The organism is Micromonospora sp. AMSO12t (genome assembly GCF_008806585.1).
Taxonomy (GTDB): domain Bacteria; phylum Actinomycetota; class Actinomycetes; order Mycobacteriales; family Micromonosporaceae; genus Micromonospora; species Micromonospora reichwaldensis.
This window is the reverse complement of sequence record NZ_WAAS01000118.1, coordinates 1-19,348: the sequence shown is the minus strand read 5'-3', so window position 1 is coordinate 19,348 and position 19,348 is coordinate 1. Positions and strand designations below refer to the sequence as shown.

13 protein-coding genes are annotated in these 19,348 nt (G+C 74.8%); 5 read left to right on the top strand and 8 right to left on the bottom strand.

Annotated elements, in window-relative coordinates:
• Positions 1-7: 7 nt before the first annotated feature.
• On the bottom strand, positions 8-1,264 hold the full coding sequence (locus F6X68_RS18310) for a sensor histidine kinase (RefSeq protein ID WP_192581453.1): 1,257 nt from the start codon (positions 1,262-1,264) through the stop codon (positions 8-10).
• A gap of 132 nt (positions 1,265-1,396) precedes the next feature.
• On the opposite strand from F6X68_RS18310, the gene F6X68_RS18305 reads away from it, so the two are divergent.
• Both F6X68_RS18305 and F6X68_RS18300 read left to right on the top strand, forming a co-directional pair.
• The gene (locus F6X68_RS18305; protein ID WP_192581452.1) at positions 1,397-2,311 is read left to right on the top strand and encodes an ATP-binding cassette domain-containing protein; all 915 of its coding nucleotides are present in this window, start codon (positions 1,397-1,399) and stop codon (positions 2,309-2,311) included.
• Positions 2,308-3,162 carry an ABC transporter permease subunit gene (locus F6X68_RS18300; RefSeq protein WP_151455430.1) on the top strand — a complete coding sequence of 285 codons (855 nt, stop codon included), beginning with the start codon at positions 2,308-2,310 and terminating at the stop codon, positions 3,160-3,162. The genes F6X68_RS18305 and F6X68_RS18300 overlap by 4 nt, the downstream gene beginning before the upstream one ends.
• 131 nt (positions 3,163-3,293) lie before the next feature.
• Here the strand turns inward: F6X68_RS18300 and leuS are convergent, their stop codons facing one another.
• Positions 3,294-6,128, bottom strand: a complete 2,835-nt coding sequence (gene leuS / locus F6X68_RS18295; RefSeq protein WP_151455429.1) for a leucine--tRNA ligase — start codon at positions 6,126-6,128, stop codon at positions 3,294-3,296.
• Between the two features lie 581 nt (positions 6,129-6,709).
• Between leuS and F6X68_RS18290 the strand changes: the two genes are divergently transcribed.
• The 3 genes from F6X68_RS18290 to F6X68_RS18280 are packed head-to-tail and all read left to right on the top strand — an operon-like array spanning position 6,710 to position 11,544.
• On the top strand, positions 6,710-7,765 hold the full coding sequence (locus F6X68_RS18290; RefSeq protein WP_151455428.1) for a MoxR family ATPase: 1,056 nt from the start codon (positions 6,710-6,712) through the stop codon (positions 7,763-7,765).
• Between the two features lies 1 nt (position 7,766).
• A complete protein-coding gene (locus F6X68_RS18285; RefSeq protein ID WP_151455427.1) occupies positions 7,767-9,065 on the top strand; it encodes a DUF58 domain-containing protein in 1,299 nt (432 codons plus the stop codon).
• Positions 9,066-9,081: 16 nt separating this feature from the next.
• Positions 9,082-11,544: a DUF3488 and transglutaminase-like domain-containing protein gene (locus F6X68_RS18280; RefSeq protein ID WP_151455426.1), complete on the top strand. Its 2,463-nt coding sequence runs from the start codon at positions 9,082-9,084 to the stop codon at positions 11,542-11,544.
• Positions 11,545-11,956: 412 nt separating this feature from the next.
• On the opposite strand, the gene F6X68_RS18275 is transcribed toward F6X68_RS18280, so the two are convergent.
• The 6 genes from F6X68_RS18275 to F6X68_RS18255 all read right to left on the bottom strand — a co-directional run bounded on the left by F6X68_RS18275 (position 11,957) and on the right by F6X68_RS18255 (position 19,342).
• Positions 11,957-12,352, bottom strand: a complete 396-nt coding sequence (locus F6X68_RS18275; RefSeq protein ID WP_132236265.1) for a DUF3040 domain-containing protein — start codon at positions 12,350-12,352, stop codon at positions 11,957-11,959.
• A 115-nt stretch (positions 12,353-12,467) separates the two neighbouring features.
• Positions 12,468-13,727: a DNA polymerase IV gene (locus F6X68_RS18270; protein WP_151455425.1), complete on the bottom strand. Its 1,260-nt coding sequence runs from the start codon at positions 13,725-13,727 to the stop codon at positions 12,468-12,470.
• 51 nt (positions 13,728-13,778) lie between these two features.
• On the bottom strand, positions 13,779-14,960 hold the full coding sequence (locus F6X68_RS18265; RefSeq protein ID WP_225852280.1) for an alkaline phosphatase family protein: 1,182 nt from the start codon (positions 14,958-14,960) through the stop codon (positions 13,779-13,781).
• Positions 14,957-15,721 carry a methyltransferase domain-containing protein gene (locus F6X68_RS18260; RefSeq protein WP_151455434.1) on the bottom strand — a complete coding sequence of 255 codons (765 nt, stop codon included), beginning with the start codon at positions 15,719-15,721 and terminating at the stop codon, positions 14,957-14,959. Before F6X68_RS18260 ends, F6X68_RS18265 begins: the two co-directional genes overlap by 4 nt.
• Positions 15,722-15,778: 57 nt before the next feature.
• A complete protein-coding gene (locus tag F6X68_RS33595) occupies positions 15,779-15,952 on the bottom strand; it encodes a hypothetical protein (RefSeq protein WP_192581451.1) in 174 nt (57 codons plus the stop codon).
• Positions 15,953-16,051: 99 nt separating this feature from the next.
• On the bottom strand, positions 16,052-19,342 hold the full coding sequence (locus F6X68_RS18255; protein WP_225852281.1) for an error-prone DNA polymerase: 3,291 nt from the start codon (positions 19,340-19,342) through the stop codon (positions 16,052-16,054).
• Positions 19,343-19,348: the final 6 nt, after the last annotated feature.

Here is a 19,348-nt window from a genome sequence, read left to right as displayed (position 1 = left end):
CGGACGCTCACCGGCCCCCCGCCCCGGTCCGCGCCCCGGCCGACTCCGTCGCCACGTGTGCTGCCGGTGCTGCGGGGGGTGCCGGCGCTGCGGGGGCTGCCGGTAGCCACGCCGCCACCCGGAAGCCGCCCTCGGGGCGGGGCCCGGCGTGGAACCGGCCTTCCAGCAGAGCGACCCGTTCGCGCATGCCGAGGATTCCGTGCCCCTCACCGCCGACCCGGGCGCCCCGGCCCTCGTCGACGATCTCCACGGCCACCTCGTCGGGGCCGTGCTCGGCGGTGACCCGGCACCGGTCGGTGCCCGCGTGCCGTACCACGTTGGTGAGCGCCTCCTGCACGATCCGGAACGCGGCGAGGTCGACCTCGGCCGGGACGGGCCGCCGTTCGCCGACGCGCCGCAGGTCCACCCGCACCCCCGCGTCGGCGGCAGCCGCGACCAGTCGGTCGAGATCGTCCAGCCCGGGCGTCGGGTCCAGCGACGCCGACTCCGACTGCGGGCGGCGCAGCGCGCCGAGCGTACGCCGCAGGCCGGCCAGGGTGTCGCGGCTGGTCGCCTCGATGGTGGCGAGCGCGGCGCGGGCCTGGGCCGGTTGGGTGTCGATGACCCGGGCGCCCACGCCGGCCTGGATGGCGATCACCCCGATGCTGTGCGCGACCATGTCGTGCAGCTCGCGGGCGATGCGCAGCCGCTCGGCGGTGACCGCCTCGGCGGCGGTGTGCGCCCGGACGGCTGCGGCGTAGCCGCGCCGGGCCTGGACCGAGTTGCCGACCGTCCACGCGGTGACGACCGCCAGCACGGCGAGCGTGGCCCGGTTGATGGGGTCGCTGGCGGGGTTCACGAAGCCGGCGGTGATCTGCACGACGAGCACCGCGACGGCCACCGGCACCGAGACGCGGCGCGACCGGTGCGCCGCGATCAGCCCCACCACCAGGTCGATGGCCAGGAACTGCGCGTACCAGATGTCGGTCAGGTAGCCGCCCTCCGGAACGTTGACGGCTGCGGTGACCACGCACGCCGCGACGACCATCAGGGCCAGGGCGAGCACCGGGCGGCGGCGCAGCAGGCCGGCGGGCGGGACCACGGCCAGCAACGGCACCAGGTAGCGCTCGGAGAACCACCAGTCGCCGAACCCCACGCCGCCCCGGCTCGACGCGACGGCCGGGGCGAGCAGCACGGCGACGGGCAGCAGCGCGACGCCGACCCAGGGCAGGACCGCCCGCGACAGCGACGCGGCGCGGCGTGGCAGCGGCACGGTGGCGTCCATGCGCACACGGTAGACAGCCCGTCGCCGCCCGCGCATCGGCCCACGGGCGTACGCCCCGGGGCGGGTGTCCGGCCGCCGGGTGTGGCCGCCGGGGCGACGCCCTGCCGGCCGCCGCCCGGCAGCGTGGGGCAGGTGATCGAACTTCAGTCCCTGACGAGACGGTACGGCCGCACGACGGCCGTCGACGACCTCACCCTGACCGTGCGCCCCGGCCACGTGACCGGGTTCCTCGGCCCCAACGGGGCCGGCAAGTCCACCACGCTGCGGATGATCATCGGGCTCACCGCGCCGACCAGCGGCACCGTCACGGTGGACGGGGTCCGCTTCGCCGCCCGGCCACGCGGGCTGCGCCACGCCGGCGCGCTGCTCGACGCCGGGGACGTGCACGGCGGGCGCAGCGCCGTCGCCCACCTGTCGGCCCTGGCCCGCAGCAACGGCATCGCGCGCGCCCGGGTCGACGAGGTGCTCCGGGAGGTGGGGCTGTCGGCCGTCGCCCGGCGGCGCATCGGCGGCTTCTCGCTCGGCATGCGGCAGCGGCTCGGGATCGCCGCCGCGCTGCTCGGGGACCCGCCCGTCCTGCTCTTCGACGAGCCGTTCAACGGTCTCGACCCGGAGGGGGTGCGCTGGGTACGGGACCTGTTCCGGCGGCTGGCGGCCGAGGGGCGCACGGTCTTCGTCTCCAGCCACCTGATGAGCGAGATGCAGAACTGCGTGGACCGGCTCGTGGTGATCGGCCGGGGCCGGCTGATCGCCGAGCAGGGCCTCGCCGAGTTCGCCGCCGGGAGCACCCGGGCCGACGTGACCGTCCGTACGCCCGACCCGGCGACGCTGTCCGCCGTGCTCACCGCCGAGGGCGCGCACGTCCGCCCGGACGACGCCGGGGCGCTCGTCGTGACCGGCCTGACGGCCGCGCGGATCGGCGACCTCGCGCTCGCCCACCGCGTCGGGCTGCACGAACTGACCGCCCGCACCGCCTCACTGGAGGAGGCCTTCATGGCACTCACCGCCGACAGCGTCGAGTATCTCGCCGGGGAGGGGACCCGATGACCGCCGTGACCGCGCCGACCCGCCGACCGACCAATACCGACGTCCCGGCCCGGTTCCGCGACCTGCTGGCCGCCGAGTGGATCAAGCTGTGGTCGCTGCGCTCGACCCGATGGACGCTGCCGCTGGTCTTCCTGTTCGTGGTCGGGGTCAGCGTCAACGCCAGCCTCGCCGACCACCGGAACTGGCCGACGTACCCGCAGGAGCGCCGGGAGATGTTCCGCATGTACGGGCCGGTGCGCGACGCCTTCCCCGAGGCCGGCTACCTGCTGCTGATCCTCGCCTCGGCCACCATCGGCGCACTGACCATCGTCGGCGAGCACCAGAGCGGGCTGATCCGGGCCACGTTCGCCGCCGTCCCCGCCCGCCGCGCGCTGGTCGCGGCGAAGGCCGCCGTGCTGGCCGGGGTCATGCTCGTCTTCGGCGCGGTCACCGCGACGACGTCGTTCTGGGTGTCCCAGGCGATCCTCGCCGACCGGGACGCCGGCTGGTCGATCGGCGAGCCGGGGGTGCTGCGCGCGGTCGTGGCGAGCGCCGCGCTCGTGCCCGTGTGCGCGCTGGTCGGGATGGGTCTGGGCGCGCTCACCCGGCACGCCGCCGGTGCGGTGGCCGGCGCGACGGCGGTGCTCGTGCTGGTGCCGATGACGGTGGACAGCGACGAGCACCGGTGGATCGCCGAGGCGTACAACGCCCTGCCCCTCGCCGCCTGGCTACGACTGCTCGAGGTGCATCCCGACGTCATCAACCTGGACCCGTACCCGGCCACCGTCACCGGCTCCTGGCTGACCCTGGCCGCCTGGTCCGCGGCCGCCACCCTGGCGGCGATCACCCTGACCCACCGCCGCGACCCCTGACCCGGCCCGCCCCAGCGCGCGGCCCGGCCCGACCCGACGCGTCGATCATGCAGTCGTGGTGCCCGGCTAATCCCGCCCCGGGGACCTTGTCCCCCACCACAACTGCATGATCGACGGCGCACGGCGCGGCGTCAGGCCACCACGGAGACCATGCGGCCCTTGATGACGATGACCTTGCGGGGTTCCTTGCCGGCCAGCGAGGACGCGACCGCCTCCAGGGCCGCCGCGCGGACGGTCTCCTCGGACGCGTCGGCGGGGACCTCGACGCGGCCCCGCACCTTGCCGTTGATCTGCACCGGGTAGGTCACCGTCTCGGCCACCAGCAGCGCCGGGTCGGCGGTCGGGAAGTCCGCGTACGTCAGGGAGGTGTCGTGCCCCAGCCGGCGCCACAGCTCCTCGGCGACGTGCGGGGCGAACGGCGCCAGCATCAGCACCAGCGGCTCGGCCACCTCGCGCGGGGTCTCCGCCAGCCGGGTCAGCCCGTTGGTCAGCTCGATCAGCTTGGCGATCGCCGTGTTGAACCGGATCGCCTCCATGTCGCTGCGGACCCCGTCGACCACCTTGTGCAGCAGCCGCCGGGTCGCCTCGTCGGCGGGCGCGTCGGTGACCCGCAGCGCGCCGGTCTGCTCGTCGACGACCGCCCGCCAGACCCGCTGCAGGAACCGGTACGACCCGACGACCGCCCGGGTCTCCCACGGACGGGACACCTCCAGCGGGCCCATCGACATCTCGTAGACGCGGAACGTGTCCGCCCCGTACGCGGCACACATCTCGTCGGGCGTGACCACGTTCTTCAGGGACTTGCCCATCTTGCCGTACTCGCGGTTGACCTGGGTGTCGCCCAGGTAGAAGCCGCCCTCGCGCTCGGTGACCTCCTCGGCCGGCACGTAGGCGCCCCGGGCGTCGGTGTACGCATACGCCTGGATGTAGCCCTGGTTGAACAGCTTGCGGAACGGCTCGAACGACGAGACGTGCCCCAGGTCGTACAGCACCTTGTGCCAGAACCGCGCGTACAGCAGGTGCAGCACGGCGTGCTCGGCGCCGCCGACGTACAGGTCGGTGCCACCGCAGTCGCCCTCGCCGCGCGGCCCCATCCAGTACGCCTCGTTCTCCGCGTCGACGAAGCGCTCGGAGTTCGTCGGGTCCAGGTAGCGCAGCTCGTACCAGCACGAGCCGGCCCACTGCGGCATCACGTTGGTCTCGCGGGTGTAGCGCTTCGGGCCGTCGCCCAGGTCCAGCTCCACCTCGACCCAGTCGCGCCGGCGCGACAGCGGGGTCTCCGGGTTGCTGCCGGCGTCCTCGGGGTCGAACGTGCGCGGCGAGAAGTCGTCCACCTCGGGCAGCTCGACCGGCAGCATCTCCTCCGGCAGGGCGATGGCCGCGCCGGTCTCGTCGTACACGATGGGGAACGGCTCGCCCCAGTAACGCTGCCGGGAGAACAGCCAGTCGCGCAGCCGGTAGGTCACCGCGCCCGTGCCGTGGCCGTTGGCCTCCAGCCACTCGATGATCCGGGCCTTCGCCTCGGTCACCCCCAGGCCGTTCAGGTCCAGGCCGCGCTCGGGCGCGGCGCTGTTGACCGCCGGGCCGTCCCCGGTGTACGCCTTGCCGTCGAAGCCCTCCGAGGGCTGCACGGTACGCACGATCGGCAGGTCGAAGACCTCGGCGAACGCCCAGTCCCGCTCGTCCTGGCCGGGCACCGCCATGATCGCACCGGTGCCGTAGCCGGCCAGCACGTAGTCGGCGACGAAGACCGGGACCTGACCGCCGGTGACCGGGTTGGTGGCGTACGCCCCGACGAAGACGCCGGTCTTCTCCTTCGTGTCGGCCTGCCGCTCGACGTCGGTCTTGGCCGCCGCCGCCTTGCGGTACGCCTCCACGGCCGCGCGCGGGTTGGCGTGCCCGCCGGTCCACGCGTCCTTCGTCCCCTCGGGCCAGGCCGCCGGCGCCAGCGCGTCGACCAGCTCGTGCTCGGGGGCCAGCACCATGTAGGTGGCGCCGAAGACGGTGTCCGGCCGGGTCGTGAACACCCGGATCGGCGCGACGGCGGTCGGGAAGTCGATGTGCGCGCCCGTGGAGCGGCCGATCCAGTTGCGCTGCATCAGCTTGATCGGCTCGGGCCAGTCCAGCGTGTCCAGGTCGTCCAGCAGCCGGTCGCCGTACGCGGTGATCCGCATCATCCACTGCTTCAGGTTGCGCTTGAAGACCGGGAAGTTGCCGCGCTCGGAGCGGCCGTCGGCGGTGACCTCCTCGTTGGCCAGCACGGTGCCCAGCCCCGGGCACCAGTTGACCGGCGCCTGCGAGACGTACGCCAGCCGGTGGTCGTCGACGACGGCCCGGCGCTCGGCGACGGACAGCTCCGCCCACGGCCGCCCGTCGGGCGTCGGCCGGTTGCCGCCCTCGAACTCGGCGATCAGCTCGGCGATCGGGCGGGCCCGCCCCGCCCCGGTGTCGTACCAGGAGTTGAAGACCTGCAGGAAGATCCACTGCGTCCACCGGTAGAACTCGGTGTCGATGGTGGCCACCGAGCGGCGCTCGTCGTGGGCCAGGCCCAGCCGGCGCAGCTGCGCCTTGTAGCGCTCGATGTTGGCCACGGTCGTGGTCCGCGGGTGGGTGCCGGTCTGCACCGCGTACTGCTCGGCGGGCAGGCCGAACGCGTCGAAGCCCATGGCGTGCAGCACGTTGCGCCCCGCCATCCGCTGATAGCGGGCGAAGCAGTCGGTGCCGATGTAGCCCAGGGGGTGGCCGACGTGCAGGCCCGCGCCCGACGGGTACGGGAACATGTCCAGGACGTACAGCTTCTCCGCTCCGGCGCGCGGATGACCGGGGTCGGCCAGCGGGCCGGTCGGGTTCGGGGCGTGGAACGTCCCCTCCCGCGCCCAGGCGTCCTGCCAGCGCTGTTCGATCTCCTCGGCCAGGGCCGCGGTGTACCGGAACGGGGGAATGTCGGCCGGTGCTGCCTCACTCATGGCGTCTCCTCGCTTCGCTCGTCGCCGCCGGCCACGCCACGGCCGGGCTGGGTGCTGACCTCGCTCGGCGCGGTCATGTCGGTCTGGCTCGGGTCTGTCCGCCGCCGGCGCCGCGCCGCCCGAGGGCCGGCGCCGGTGCCGGGTGCCGATCGCCGGGGCGTCCGGCGGAGGGCACAAAAAAGCCCCTCGCGCAGGAGGGGCCGCCGTGCTGTCGCGCGTCAGCGCATCAGCACGGCCCGGTAAGAAGCAGGAAGAATCCGGCCATGCCCGGGAGTGTACCCCGCCGTCCGGTCCCGCACGTCGCCCGCCGCCACGGGTCGGGACGGCGACCCCGGACGTACGCGCCGCGGCAGCCCTTTGTGATCATCAACGGCACCGAGAGCGACGGTCCGATCCCCCGACCCGGCGAATGTTCGGTGCGTAACCGACCGTCTACCTGCGGGGGTCGGCGACGGCGACAAACATGGTTAGCCTGAGAGACCAGTGAGATTTCTGCGGCAGACGAGGCTCGGCGTCGCGAACCCTACGGCGGGTCCAGCTGCTCTATACAGAGCTGCCGTCCGGCGACGAGGAGGAGGCCCGTGACACAACAGACCAGGGACGAGGTGGGCGGCGTGTTGCCGCACGACGAGTTCCGTGCCGCCAGCGAAGCCATCGTGTCGAACATCGAGCAGGTCATCGAGGGCAAGACCGCCACCGTGCGGCTCGCCCTGGCCGTCCTGCTCGCCGAGGGCCACCTGCTCATCGAGGACGTGCCCGGGGTCGGCAAGACCAAGCTCGCCAAGGCCATGGCCCGGTCGATCGACTGCTCCGTGCGCCGCATCCAGTTCACCCCCGACCTGCTGCCCAGCGACGTCACGGGGGTCAGCGTCTACAACCAGGAGACGCACGACTTCGAGTTCCGCCCCGGTGCGGTCTTCGCCAACCTGGTCGTCGGCGACGAGATCAACCGCGCCTCGCCGAAGACGCAGTCGGCGCTGCTGGAGTGCATGGAGGAGCGCCAGGTCACCGTCGACGGCGTCACCTACCACCTCCAGACGCCGTTCATGGTCGTCGCGACCCAGAACCCGATCGAGATGGAGGGCACCTATCCCCTCCCCGAGGCGCAGCGCGACCGGTTCACCGCCCGCATCGCGATGGGCTACCCGGACCCGAGCGCCGAGCTGGCGATGCTCGACGGGCACGGCGCGACGGACCCGCTGGACGAGCTGCGTCCGGTCGCCGACGCCAACACCGTGCGGCAGCTGATCGGCCACGTCCGGCAGGTGCACGTCGCCGACGCCGTCAAGCAGTACGCGATCGACCTGGTCACCGCCACCCGCGAGGCCGCCGACCTGCGGCTGGGCGCCTCCCCGCGGGCGACCCTCCAGCTCCTGCGCACCGCCCGCGCGGTGGCCGCCCTGGAGGGGCGCGACTACGTCCTGCCCGACGACCTCCAGGTGCTGGCCGTGCCGGTGCTCGCGCACCGGATCATCCCCACCGCCGACGCCCAGCTCGCCCGGCGTACGACCGACGCGATCGTCTCCGAGCTGGTGCACCGGCTGCCGCTGCCGCACGACCGCGGGCGCTCCCCGTACGACACCCGCCCCACGGGCGAGGGCAACGGCCGAGCCACGTACGAGCCGCGGAGGCGGTGACGTGCGCGACGGGCTGCGCGGGCTGACCACCCGCGGCCGTTCGTTCCTGGCGGCCGCGGTCGCGGCGGCGGTCTCGGCCGGCATCCTCGGCGAGAAGGACCTGCTCCGGGTGGCCGTGCTGCTGGCCATCCTGCCGCTGCTCGCCGCGGCCTACGTCGGGCGCAGCCGCTACAAGCTGGCCTGCAACCGGTCGCTGGACCCGCACCGGGTGCCCGTCGGGGCCAGCTCCCGGGTGGTGCTGCGGTTGCAGAACATGTCCCGCCTGCCCACCGGCACCCTGCTGTTGGAGGACCGGCTGCCGTACGCGCTGGGCAGCCGGCCCCGGGTGGTGCTGGAGCGGCTCGGCGCCCACCAGGCCAGCTCGGTGGCCTACACGGTGCGCGCCGACGTGCGTGGCCGCTACGAGGTGGGCCCGCTGGTGGTCCGGATGACCGACCCGTTCGGATTGTGCGAGCTGAGCCGCGCCTTCCCGAGCACCGATCATCTGACCGTCATCCCGCAGGTCACGCCGCTGCCCTCGGTGCGCCTGCCCGGCGAGTACGCCGGCAGCGGCGACAGTCGGGCCCGCTCGGTGGCGGTGCACGGCGAGGACGACGCCGCCACCCGGGAGTACCGGATGGGCGACGACCTGCGCCGGGTGCACTGGAAGTCCACCGCCCGCACCGGCGAGCTGATGGTGCGCCGGGAGGAGCAGCCCTGGGAGAGCCGGGCCACCGTCGTGCTGGACACCCGCGCGTACGGCCACCGCGGCGACGGGCCGACGGCCTCCTTCGAGTGGGCGGTCTCCGCCGCGGCCAGCATCGCGGTGCACCTGCGGCAGGCCGGCTACAAGCTGCGTCTGGTCACGGGTTCCGGCGCGGACGTGGACGCGTCCGAGGCGGCCGGCGACGGGGTGCTCCTCGACCACCTCGCCGAGGTCCGGCTCGACAAGAACGGTGAGCTCACCACCCTGGTGCAGCGGGTCCGGCAACGGGCGGACGGCGGCCTGATCATCGGCCTCTTCGGCTCGGTGAGCACGGCCGAGGCCGAGCTGCTGGCCGGGCTGCGGGGCAACGGGGCCACCTGCGTCGGTTTCCTGCTCGACAGCTCCACCTGGCTCAACCTGCCCGCCAAGGCCCGGGCCGAGGCCGACCACGCCCACGGCGCCGCCGCGCTGGCCATGTTGCAGAGCGGCTGGCGGGTCATCGGCGTCGACCACGGCACGCAGTTGCCCGCGCTGTGGCCGCAGGCGGCCCGCGGCTCGCAGGGCTTCGCGCTGCGGGCGGCCATGGCCGAGACGGTGGCCGGCGGCATGCGATGAACGGAAGGGTCCCCTCATGATCGCCCACCGGAACCTGGGCTTCGTGGCCGCCGCGGCGACACTGCTCGCCGCCGCGCCGCTGTCGGCCATCTTCGAACGCTGGACGTGGCTGATCCAGGCGACGATCGCGGTGGCCGTGGTCGCCGCCGTGGCCGCGCTCGCCCGGCTGGCGCGGGTTCCGCTCTGGGGCCAGGCGCTGGGCATGCTGGCCGGCCTGACGCTGGCCCTGACCTGGCTCTTCCCCGGCGGCACCGAACTGCTGGGCATCGTGCCCACCCCGTCGACCTTCACGCACTTCGGCGAGCTGCTCGACGGCTCGCTGGAGGACATGCGCTCGTACGGCGTCAAGGTCCCCGACACCGACCCGCTGCTGTTCGTCACGGTGCTCGGGATCGGCGGGGTGGCCGTGGTGGTCGACGTGCTCACCGTCGGGCTGCGCCGGCCGGCGCTGGCCGGTCTGCCGATGCTGGCGATCTACTCGGTGCCCGTCGCGGTCTACGTGGACAGCGTCCCGGCGGTGCCGTTCGTCGTCGGCGCCGCCGGGTTCCTCTGGCTGCTGGTGACCGACAACGTCGACCGGGTCCGCCGGTTCGGCCGGCGGTTCACCGGCGACGGGCGGGACGTCGACGTCTGGGAGGCCTCGCCGCTGGCCGCCGCCGGCCGGCGGCTGGCGGTGGTGGGTGTGGCGCTGGCCGTGGTGCTGCCGCTGGCCGTGCCGGGGATGACGGGCGGGCTGCTGGACACGCTGGGCGGTTCGGGCAACGGCAACGGCAACGGGCGCTCCGGGCAGGGCGGCACCGGCCGGATCGACCTGTTCGCGGCGTTGAGCGGGCAGCTCAACCAGTCCGAGGTCGCCGACCTGGTCAAGGTCACCACGAACGAGCCCCGCCCCTTCTACCTGCGCTTCGGCGTGGCCGACAAGCTCACGCCGAGCGGCTTCCGTGAGGGCACCCCCACGGGCCGGCCCGTCGACGACCTGCCGGCGCCGTCCGCGCGGGGCGTCGAGCAGCGGACGTACCAGGCCACGGTCGAGGTGACGAAGACCCTCAACATGCCGCTGCTGCCGGTCTACACCGAACCGGTGCGCTCCGAGGGCCTCAACGGCAACTGGGCGTACGACCCCAGCCTCCAGGTGGTCTTCTCCCACCGGGACAACTCGCGCGACAAGCGCTACTCGTTCGAGTACGTGCGCTCGGCCTACACGCCGGCGGCCCTGCGCCGGTCGTCGCCGCTGCCGGCCGACCACGCCGTGCGGCGCCTGCATCCCGCACCGCCGCCGGTGCCCGAGGTCGAGGAGCTGGTCTCCACCCTGGTACGGGGCAAGGACACCGAGTACGACAAGGTCCGTGCGATCTACGACCACTTCTCCGCGGACAACGGCTTCACCTACTCGCTCAGCACCAAGGGCGGCACCAGCGGGCGGGAGATCGTCGACTTCCTGGACAACAAGGTCGGCTTCTGCCAGCAGTACGCCGCCGCGATGACGTGGCTGGTCCGGGCCGCCGGCGTCCCGGCGCGGGTGGCGTTCGGCTTCGCCAACGGCAGCAACTCCGGCGACGGCACGTACACGTTGACCAACCGGAACCTGCACGCCTGGACAGAGGTCTACTTCAACGAGGTCGGTTGGGTGCCCTTCGACCCGACCCCGGCGTACGGCGTGCAGGGCTCGACCCGGTCGGCCTGGGCGCCGGACATCGACGCCCCGGAGGCGGAGACGCCGACCGCAGGCCCGACGAGTGCCCCCGGCGACGTCGACCCGTCGGCCGGCCCGGCGGGGCCGGAGGGCCCCGAGGAGGACATCGACTCCGGCCTGGCCCTCGACGGCACGGCCCCGACCGACCAGGCTCCGGTCTGGCCCTGGTACGCCGCCGCGGCGGTGCTGGCCCTGCTCGCTCTGCTCGCCCTGCCGGCGCTGCGCCGCACGGCACTGCGCCGCAAGCGCAGCGGCCCGGCGAAACCGGCCGCGGCGGCGGTGCGCCCCGGGGCCACCGGCGACGCGCCCGCCGACGGGCGACGCATGGTGGTGGTGGCGGACGCGGAGCGGGCGCGGGCGGACGCGCACGCCGCCTGGGACGAACTGCTGGACACGCTTGTGGACTACCGGGTCCGGGTGGACCGGACGGAGACCCCCCGGGCGACCGCCGACCGGCTGTCCCGGGAGGCGCTCACGGCCGACGCGGGGGCGACCACGGCGGTACGCCTGCTCGGCCGCGCCGAGGAACGCGCCCGCTACGCCCGCGATCCGCTGACCGGCGAGCAGCTCCTGCCGGCCCTGCGCACCGTACGGGCCGCGCTGGCCGCACAGACCGACCGGCGTACCCGCCTGGTGGCGGCGGTGCTGCCGCCGTCGGTGCTGCTGCGCTGGCGCACGGGCACGGCCGAGGCGTCGTCCCGGCTGGTGGCGGCGGGCGGTCGGGCCCGGCACCGGTTGCTGCGCTGGAACCCGCGTCGCCTGCTGGCCGGCCGCATGGCCCGCTGACCGACGGACGAACGGGCCGGTAGGGGCACCCGCCCCGCCGGCCCGTCGCGTTCGCGGGGCCGCCGTCGCGGCACGGGCCTAAATCGGCGAGCGTTCCAGGTTCTCCGGGTCCGCTATGCCGGGTGCCGGGCCGTCACGGCGCGATACCCCCGGGGGTCGGGCCGTCGGGCCGCCAGCCGACGGCCGTCAGGGCCGACCGGCGTCACGGCCGTCAGGGCCGACCGGCGTCACGGCCGTCAGGGCCGACCGGGCTCAGGGCCGGCCGGGCTCAGGGCGGACGGGGCCGGCCGGATGCCGGACATCGGGAGATGCGGAGGATGCACGCCCCGGGGCGTGCGGAATCGTCGCTGGCCGCCGGGCGTCCCGGCGGCTGACTGTTCGTCGCGCGGCCCGCCTCAGGGGCGGGCCGGGCTCAGCGGTGCCCCTCCGGGCGCTGCCGCCACCGGTCCTCCATCCGGTCCAGGATCGAGGGCCGACGACCCGACCGGCCGCGGGGGCGACGACGACTCGTCGTCCCGCCCACGACGTGCAGGTCCGGTGACTGCCCCCGACGGTGCGACTGCACCGCGAACGCGGCCGAGGCCAGCATGACGACGAAACCCGCCACTGCCAGCGGCGGAAGCTTGATCACCGCGCCATAGACCAACAGGGCCAGCCCAGCGATGATCACGCCGGCAGCGACGAGCAGGCGACGCCGCGCGTGGAAGCGCGGATCGCTGGCGCGCACGGCCGAGGCGAATTTGGGGTCCTCGGCAAGCGACCGCTCGATCTGCTCGAACAGCCGCTGCTCGTGCTCCGAGAGCGGCACGGCACTCCTCCCCGGTCACGTTGGTCGGCCCGGTCGGGCCGACAGACCGTGGCAGCCAACCGGCTGCTTACCCGCAAGTCTACGAGGGCCCTCGCGCGTCGGAAAGCGGGACGACCTACGGCCGGGGTGGATTTTCATTTCGTCGCCCCTCGCGGACCCCGAGCAGACTGGCCGGACCTATGACGGACCGCCCGAAACGGGCAGCGGCGGCGTCAGCTGCGGCCTCCGCCTCCCGCCAGCCCCGCTCGGGCGCACCGAGGGTGAGCTGCCGTGGGGTCTCCCGCGCGGCGGCGAGCCCCTCGACCCGTACGCCGACCAGACGGACCGGCTCAACCGGGTCGAGCGCGGTGTAGAGCGCCCAGACGGTGTCGAAGATCTCCCTGGCGACGTCGGTCGGCACGCCCGTCGTGCGGGAGCGGCTGACGGTGCGGAAATCGGTCAGCCGCACCTTGAGCGACACGGTGCGCCCGACCTGCCCGGCCCGGCGCAGCCGGATGCCGACCTTCTCGGCGAGGGCGAGCAGCGCCCGGCGGATCTCCAGCGGGTCGGTGACGTCCACGTCGAAGGTCACCTCGGCACCGATCGACTTCTCCGCCTGCTCGGGGCTGACCCGGCGCTGGTCGCGCCCCCAGGCCAGCTCGTGCAGGTGGGCGGCGGACGCGTCGCCGAGCGCCTTGCGCAGCATGCCGACCGGGGCCTCGGCGAGATCGCCGATCGTGGCCAGGCCCAGCCGCCGCAGCGTCTCGGTGGACCGCTCCCCCACGCCCCACAGCGCCGACACCGGCAGCGGGTGCAGGAACTCGAGCACCCGGGTGGCCGGGACGACGAGCAGCCCGTCGGGCTTGGCGCGGGTCGAGCCGAGCTTGGCCACGAACTTGCTCGGCGCGACGCCGACGGAACAGCTCAGCCCCTGCTCCCCCGCGACCCGCTCGCGGATGCGCCGGGCGATGGCGGCCGGCGGGCCGAAGAGCCGCCGGGCGCCGGCCACGTCGAGGAACGCCTCGTCCAGGGAGAGCGGCTCGACCAGGGGGGTGACGTCCCGGAAGATCTGCATCACCGCGGCGGAGGCCGCCGAGTACTGCGTGAAGTCCGGCGGCAGGTAGACCGCGTGCGGGCAGAGCGCCCGGGCCCGGGCGGTGGGCATGGCGCTGCGTACGCCGTAGCGCCGGGCCTCGTAGCTGGCGGAGCTCACCACCCCGCGCGGGCCGGTCCCGCCGACCACGACGGGCCGACCGCGCAGCTCCGGCCGGCGACGGACCTCGACCGAGGCGAAGAAGGCGTCCATGTCGACGTGCAGGATCGGGCAGCCGGAATCGTCGGCGTCCGGCCCGAACCGGGGATCGCCACCCCGGGGCAACGACTGGCTGCGGCCCATCCCCGCAGGCTAGCCCGGACCTGCGACATCCCCGCCCGGCGGGCCGGCGCGTCAGCCGCGTACGACCAGCAGCGGGATCGCCATCTCGGCCGCCGTGTCCGCCCCGTGGTACGCCACCAGCCGGGAGACCGCCGGCGGCTCGGAGCGGGAGGCGGTCACCGCGTACGTGCCGTTGCAGATCACCACCACGTCGCCGATGCGCGCCAGGTGTTCCTCCGCCACCGGACCGAACCAGCCGGCGGCCACCACCTCGTCGCGGGTACGCACCCGGGCCGCGTCGCCGAGCACCGCCGACCAGGCGGCCACGACGTCGTCCACGGCGCCGGGGGTGACGTGCAGGTAGCGGACCCGCGGCTCCCCGGCGACCACCTCCAGCCCGGCGCGCAGCCGGGGGTCGGTGTCCAGGTCGAAGCGGTCTTCGGCCGGCACGTCGAGCTGGCCGTGGTCGGCGGTGACCAGCAGCGCGGCGTCGGGCGGCAGCCCGTCGACGAGCCGGGCCAGCAGCCGGTCCACCTCGGCGGCGGCGATCCGCCAGGGCACCGAGTCGACACCGCTGAGGTGGCCGTGCCGGTCCAGGTCGGGGTGGTAGCCGGAGACCAGGGTGGGCCCCGGCCCGGCGGCCAGGGCGGCGAGCATCCGTTCGGCGAGCGCGTCGACGCCGGCCGCGCCGCGGTAGTCGCCGCCCCGGTTGGCGGCCAGCGTCAGCCCGCTGCCGCCGAACTCGGGCCGGCTCACCACGGTCACCGCGACCCCGGCGGCGCGGGCCCGCTCCAGCTGGGTACGCACCGGCTGCCAGCGCAGCGGCGCCGGATCGGCCGCCCACTCGATGTGGTTGAGCACCCGGTCGGTCCCCGGCACCCGCACCGTGAACCCGAGCACGCCGTGCGCGCCGGGCGCGGCGCCGGTGCCCAGCGTCACCAGGCTGGTCGGCGTGGTCGACGGGAAGCCGGAGGTCAGCTGCCGCCCGACGGTGGCGGCGAGCCCCACCAGGGTCGGCGCGTACGGGGCGGCGGTCGGGATCTGGTGCCAGCCGAGGCCGTCGACGAGCAGCACCGCGATCCGGCGTACCCCGGGCAGCGCGGCCCGCAGTCCGAGCGGGTCGGTGGCGCCGGGCACGTCGAGAACGGCGAGCGCGGACGGCAGGACGTCGGCGAGGCTGGCGTCGCCGTAGCGCGGCCCGACGATCTCCAGCGTGGGCCCGGGCGGGCGCGGCGGGCGGGGCGGGTCGGTCACGGGCGGCGGGCGAACAGGTGCAGCTGGGCGGCGAGGTCCCGCCAGGGCGCCCGCGCGGCGAGCGCCCGCTCCAACTCGACCAGGGCGGCGGGCTGGCCGTCGGCGACGGCGGCGGGGAGCAGGTCGGCGAGCACGCGTACGCCGTGGATCTGCTCGACCGCGAGCCCGGCGGCGGTGAGCAGCGCGGCGGCGCCGTCGGCGTCGTAGCGCCGGCGCAGGGTGTCCCGGGTGCCGGCGGTGCCGGCCGGATCGGCGGCCAGCGCGGCGGCGACGTCCAGGTGCCCGTTCATGGCCCGGCCGAGCACGGCGGCGGCCCGGCCGGCGACGAGCACGCTCGCGGCGCCGCCCGGCCGCAGCGCGGCGGCCAACGCCGCCACCACCGCCGCGGGATCGTCGACGACCTCCAGCACGGCGTGGCAGAGCACCAGGTCGGCGCTGCCCGGCTCGACCAGGCCGGCGAGCGCGTCGCCGTCGCCCTGCACGGCGCGGACCCGCTCGGCCACGCCGGCCTCCGCGGCCCGGCGGGTCAGTGCGGCGAGCGCGTCGGGACTGGCGTCGACCACGGTGACCCGGTGCCCGGCCTGGGCCAGCGGCACGGCGAAGCCGCCCGTGCCGCCGCCGACGTCGAGCACGGTCAGCGCGGTGCCGGCGCGGCGCTCCAGCTCGGCGCGCAGCACCGACCAGATCACGGCGGTACGGGGGGTCAGCGGCGGCCCGGCGAGCCGGCCTGGGGTCTGCTCCACCCGGTCGAGCCTAGTCACCCGGTCCAGCCGCACCGCGCCGCACCTGTGGCGGCCCGGCCTGCTCCGGGTGGGAGATCAGGACTCGCCGGCTGCGGCGTCGTCCTCGGCCCGCGACCGCAGGGCGTTGGCCACCGGGCCCTCGACGATCTCGTACTCGCGCGGCTCCGTGTGGTGGCTCGGGGTCCAACCGGCGCCGAGCCGGGTCCGCCGGGAGTTCGCCACCCCACCGCTACGGTCGTTGTTTCCCATGATCGTTCGTCCCCCTCGTGCTCGCGCGGGCCACTCTGCCCACGCGAGCTGGAGTGTCCCTCCATCCGGCGCGGAAAACCGTAATGTGGATCACTGCCGTCAGCGGAAGTCGCGCGAGGGCGGACTGACCGGGGGCTCGATGGCGTCCAGCCGGTCGGCGGTGAGGTTGATCACTCCCTCGTGCCGCTGCAACCGCCCCCGCACCACCAGCGCGGCGCTCGTGCGGGCCACCCGCCGGTAGCGCTGCCACAGGCCCGGGGAGCAGGTGACGTTGAGCATCCCCGTCTCGTCCTCCAGGTTGAGGAAGGTGACCCCGCCGGCGGTCGCGGGCCGCTGCCGGTGGGTGACGATCCCGCCGACCCGGATGCGTCGCCCCGGCTCCACCCCGCCGAGCCGGGCGATCGGCACCGCGCCGAGCGCGTCGAGCCGGGGGCGGATGAAGCTCGCCGGGTGGCTCTCCGGCGACAACCCGGTCGCCCAGACGTCGGCGACCAGCCGTTCCACCGCCTCCATCCCGGGCAGGGTGGGCGCGGTCGCGCCGGTCACCGTGCCCGGCAGCCGGCCCGGCCGGTCCTGGGCCGCCGCGCCGGCGGCCCAGAGGGCCTGCCGCCGGGACAGCCCGAAACAGGCGAAGGCGTCCGCGGTGGCCAGCGCCTCCAGCTGCGCGGCGGTGAGACCCACGCGCCGGGCCAGGTCCGGCATGTCGCGGTACGGCCCGCGCGCCGCCCGCTCCGCCTCGATCCGCTCGGCCACCCCGTCGCCGAGGGTACGCACGCCGGAGAGCCCGAGCCGGACGGCGGGCCCGTCCAGCCCCCAGGCGTGCGGCGGCTCCCCCGGCGCGCTGCCCCACCGGGTCCGCGGGGTGGACTCCAGCACCGCCAGCGCGCCGCTGGCGTTGATGTCCGGCCGACGCACCTCCACCCCGTGCCGGCGGGCGTCGTCGACAAGCGTCTGCGGCGAGTAGAAGCCCATCGGCTGGGCGTTGAGCAGCGCGGCCAGGAACGGCCCCGGGTGGTAGCGCTTGAGCCAGGAGCTGGCGTAGACCAGGTAGGCGAAGCTCATCGCGTGGCTCTCCGGGAAGCCGTAGCTGGCGAACGCGGAGAGCTTGTGGAAGACGTCGTCGGCCAGCTCGCCGGTGATGCCCCGCTCGGCCATGCCCGCGTAGAGCCGGTCGGCGATGCGGGCCATCCGCTCGGCGGAGCGCTTGGCGCCCATCGCCCGGCGCAGCTGGTCGGCCCCCGCCGCGTCGAAGCCGGCCAGGTCGATGGCGAGCTGCATCAACTGCTCCTGGAACAGCGGTACGCCGAGGGTCTTCTCCAGCGCGTTGCGCATCAGCGGGTGCGGGTAGGTCACCGGCTCCTGGCCGTTCTTGCGCCGGATGTACGGGTGCACCGAGCCGCCCTGGATCGGGCCGGGCCGGATCAGCGCCACCTCGACCACCAGGTCGTAGAACTCGCGGGGCTTCAGCCGGGGCAGGGTGGCCATCTGCGCGCGGCTCTCCACCTGGAACACCCCGACCGAGTCGGCCCGGCAGAGCATGTCGTAGACCTCGGGGTCGTCCAGCGTCATGTCCCCGAGGTCCAGGCTCATCCCGATCATGTCGTAGCCGTAGTGCAGCGCGGAGAGCATGCCGAGCCCGAGCAGGTCGAACTTGACCAGGCCGACGGCGGCGCAGTCGTCCTTGTCCCACTGGAGCACGCTGCGGCCCGGCATCCGCCCCCACTCCACCGGACACACCTCGATCACCGGCCGGTCGCAGATCACCATGCCGCCGGAGTGGATGCCCAGGTGCCGGGGAAACGTCTGCAACTCGTTGGCGTACGCGACCACCTGCTCGGGGATGTCCGCCACGTCGACCGGGGCCACGGAGCCCCAGCGGTCGATCTGCTTGCTCCAGGCGTCCTGTTGGCCAGGCGAGAACCCGAACGCCTTGGCCACGTCCCGCACCGCCGAGCGGGGCCGGTAGGAGATGACGTTGGCCACCTGCGCGGCGTGCTCCCGGCCGTACCGGGCGTAGACGTGCTGGATCACCTCCTCCCGGCGGTCGGACTCGATGTCCACGTCGATGTCGGGCGGGCCGTCGCGCTCCGGGGCGAGGAAGCGCTCGAAGAGCAGCCGGTGCCGGACGGCGTCCACGTTGGTGATCCGCAGCGCGTAGCAGACCGCCGAGTTGGCCGCCGAGCCCCGCCCCTGGCAGTAGATGTCCTGCTCGCGGCAGAACGTGACGATGTCGTAGACCACCAGGAAGTAGCCGGGGAAGCCCAGCTCCTCGATCATGTTCAGCTCGTGGTCGAGCTGCGCGTACGCCCTGGGGTGCGCCTCGGGCGGGCCGTAGCGCTCGCGGGCGCCGGCGTGGGTCAGGTGGCGCAGCCAGCTCATCTCGGTGTGCCCCGGCGGCACCGGGTACGCCGGCAACCGCGGCGCGACGAGCTGGAGGTCGAAGGCGAGCTCGGCCCCGAACTCGGCGGCCCGGGCCACCGCACCCGGGTACGCGGCGAACCGGGCCGCCATCTCGGCGCCGCTTCTCAGGTGGGCGGTGCCGGCCGCGGGCAGCCAGCCGTCGATCTCGTCCAGGCTGCGCCGGGCCCGGACGGCCGCGACGGTGGTGGCCAGCCGCCGCCGGCCCGGGGTGGCGTAGTGCACGTTGTTGGTGGCCACCGTGGGCAGGCCGGCCGCCGCCGCCAGCTGGGCGAGCGCGTCGTTGCGGTCGGCGTCCACCGGGTGCCCGTGGTCGGTCAGCTCCACCGCCACCGTCTCCGCACCGAACAGGGCGGTCAGCCGGTCCAGCTCGCGGGCCGCCGCGTCCATCCCCTCGGTGAGCAGCGCCGACGGCACGTGCCCCTTGCGGCAGCCGGTGAGCACCAGCACGTGGTCGCGCAACTCGGCGGCGATCTCCTCCAGCTCGCCGTAGACCGGGCGGCCCTTCTCCCCGCCGCGCAGCTGGGCGCGGGCGATGGTCGAGGCGAGCCGGGCGTACCCCTCGTGGCCGTGGGCGAGCAGCAGCAGGTGCCGCCCGAGCGGGTCGGGCTCGCCGTTCTGCGGGCCGGGCAGGTCCAGGGAGAGTTCGGCGCCGAAGATCGTCGGCAGGTGCAGCGCGCGGGCCGCCTCGGCGAAGCGCACCACCCCGTAGAAGCCGTCATGGTCGGTGACGGCGAGCGCGGTGAGGCCCAGCCGGGCCGCCTCCTCGGCCAGTTCCTCCGGGTGGCTGGCACCGTCGAGGAAACTGAAGTTGGTGTGCGCGTGCAACTCGGCGTACGGCACCGCGTCGTCGGGGCGGGCCACCTCGGGCGGCTGGTAGTGCTCCCGCTTGCGGCTCCAGGCGGGAGAGTCGCCGCCGTCGGCGTCCACGGCCAACGGGTCGACCACGTGCAGGTGCCGCTCGTCGCGCACCCGGCT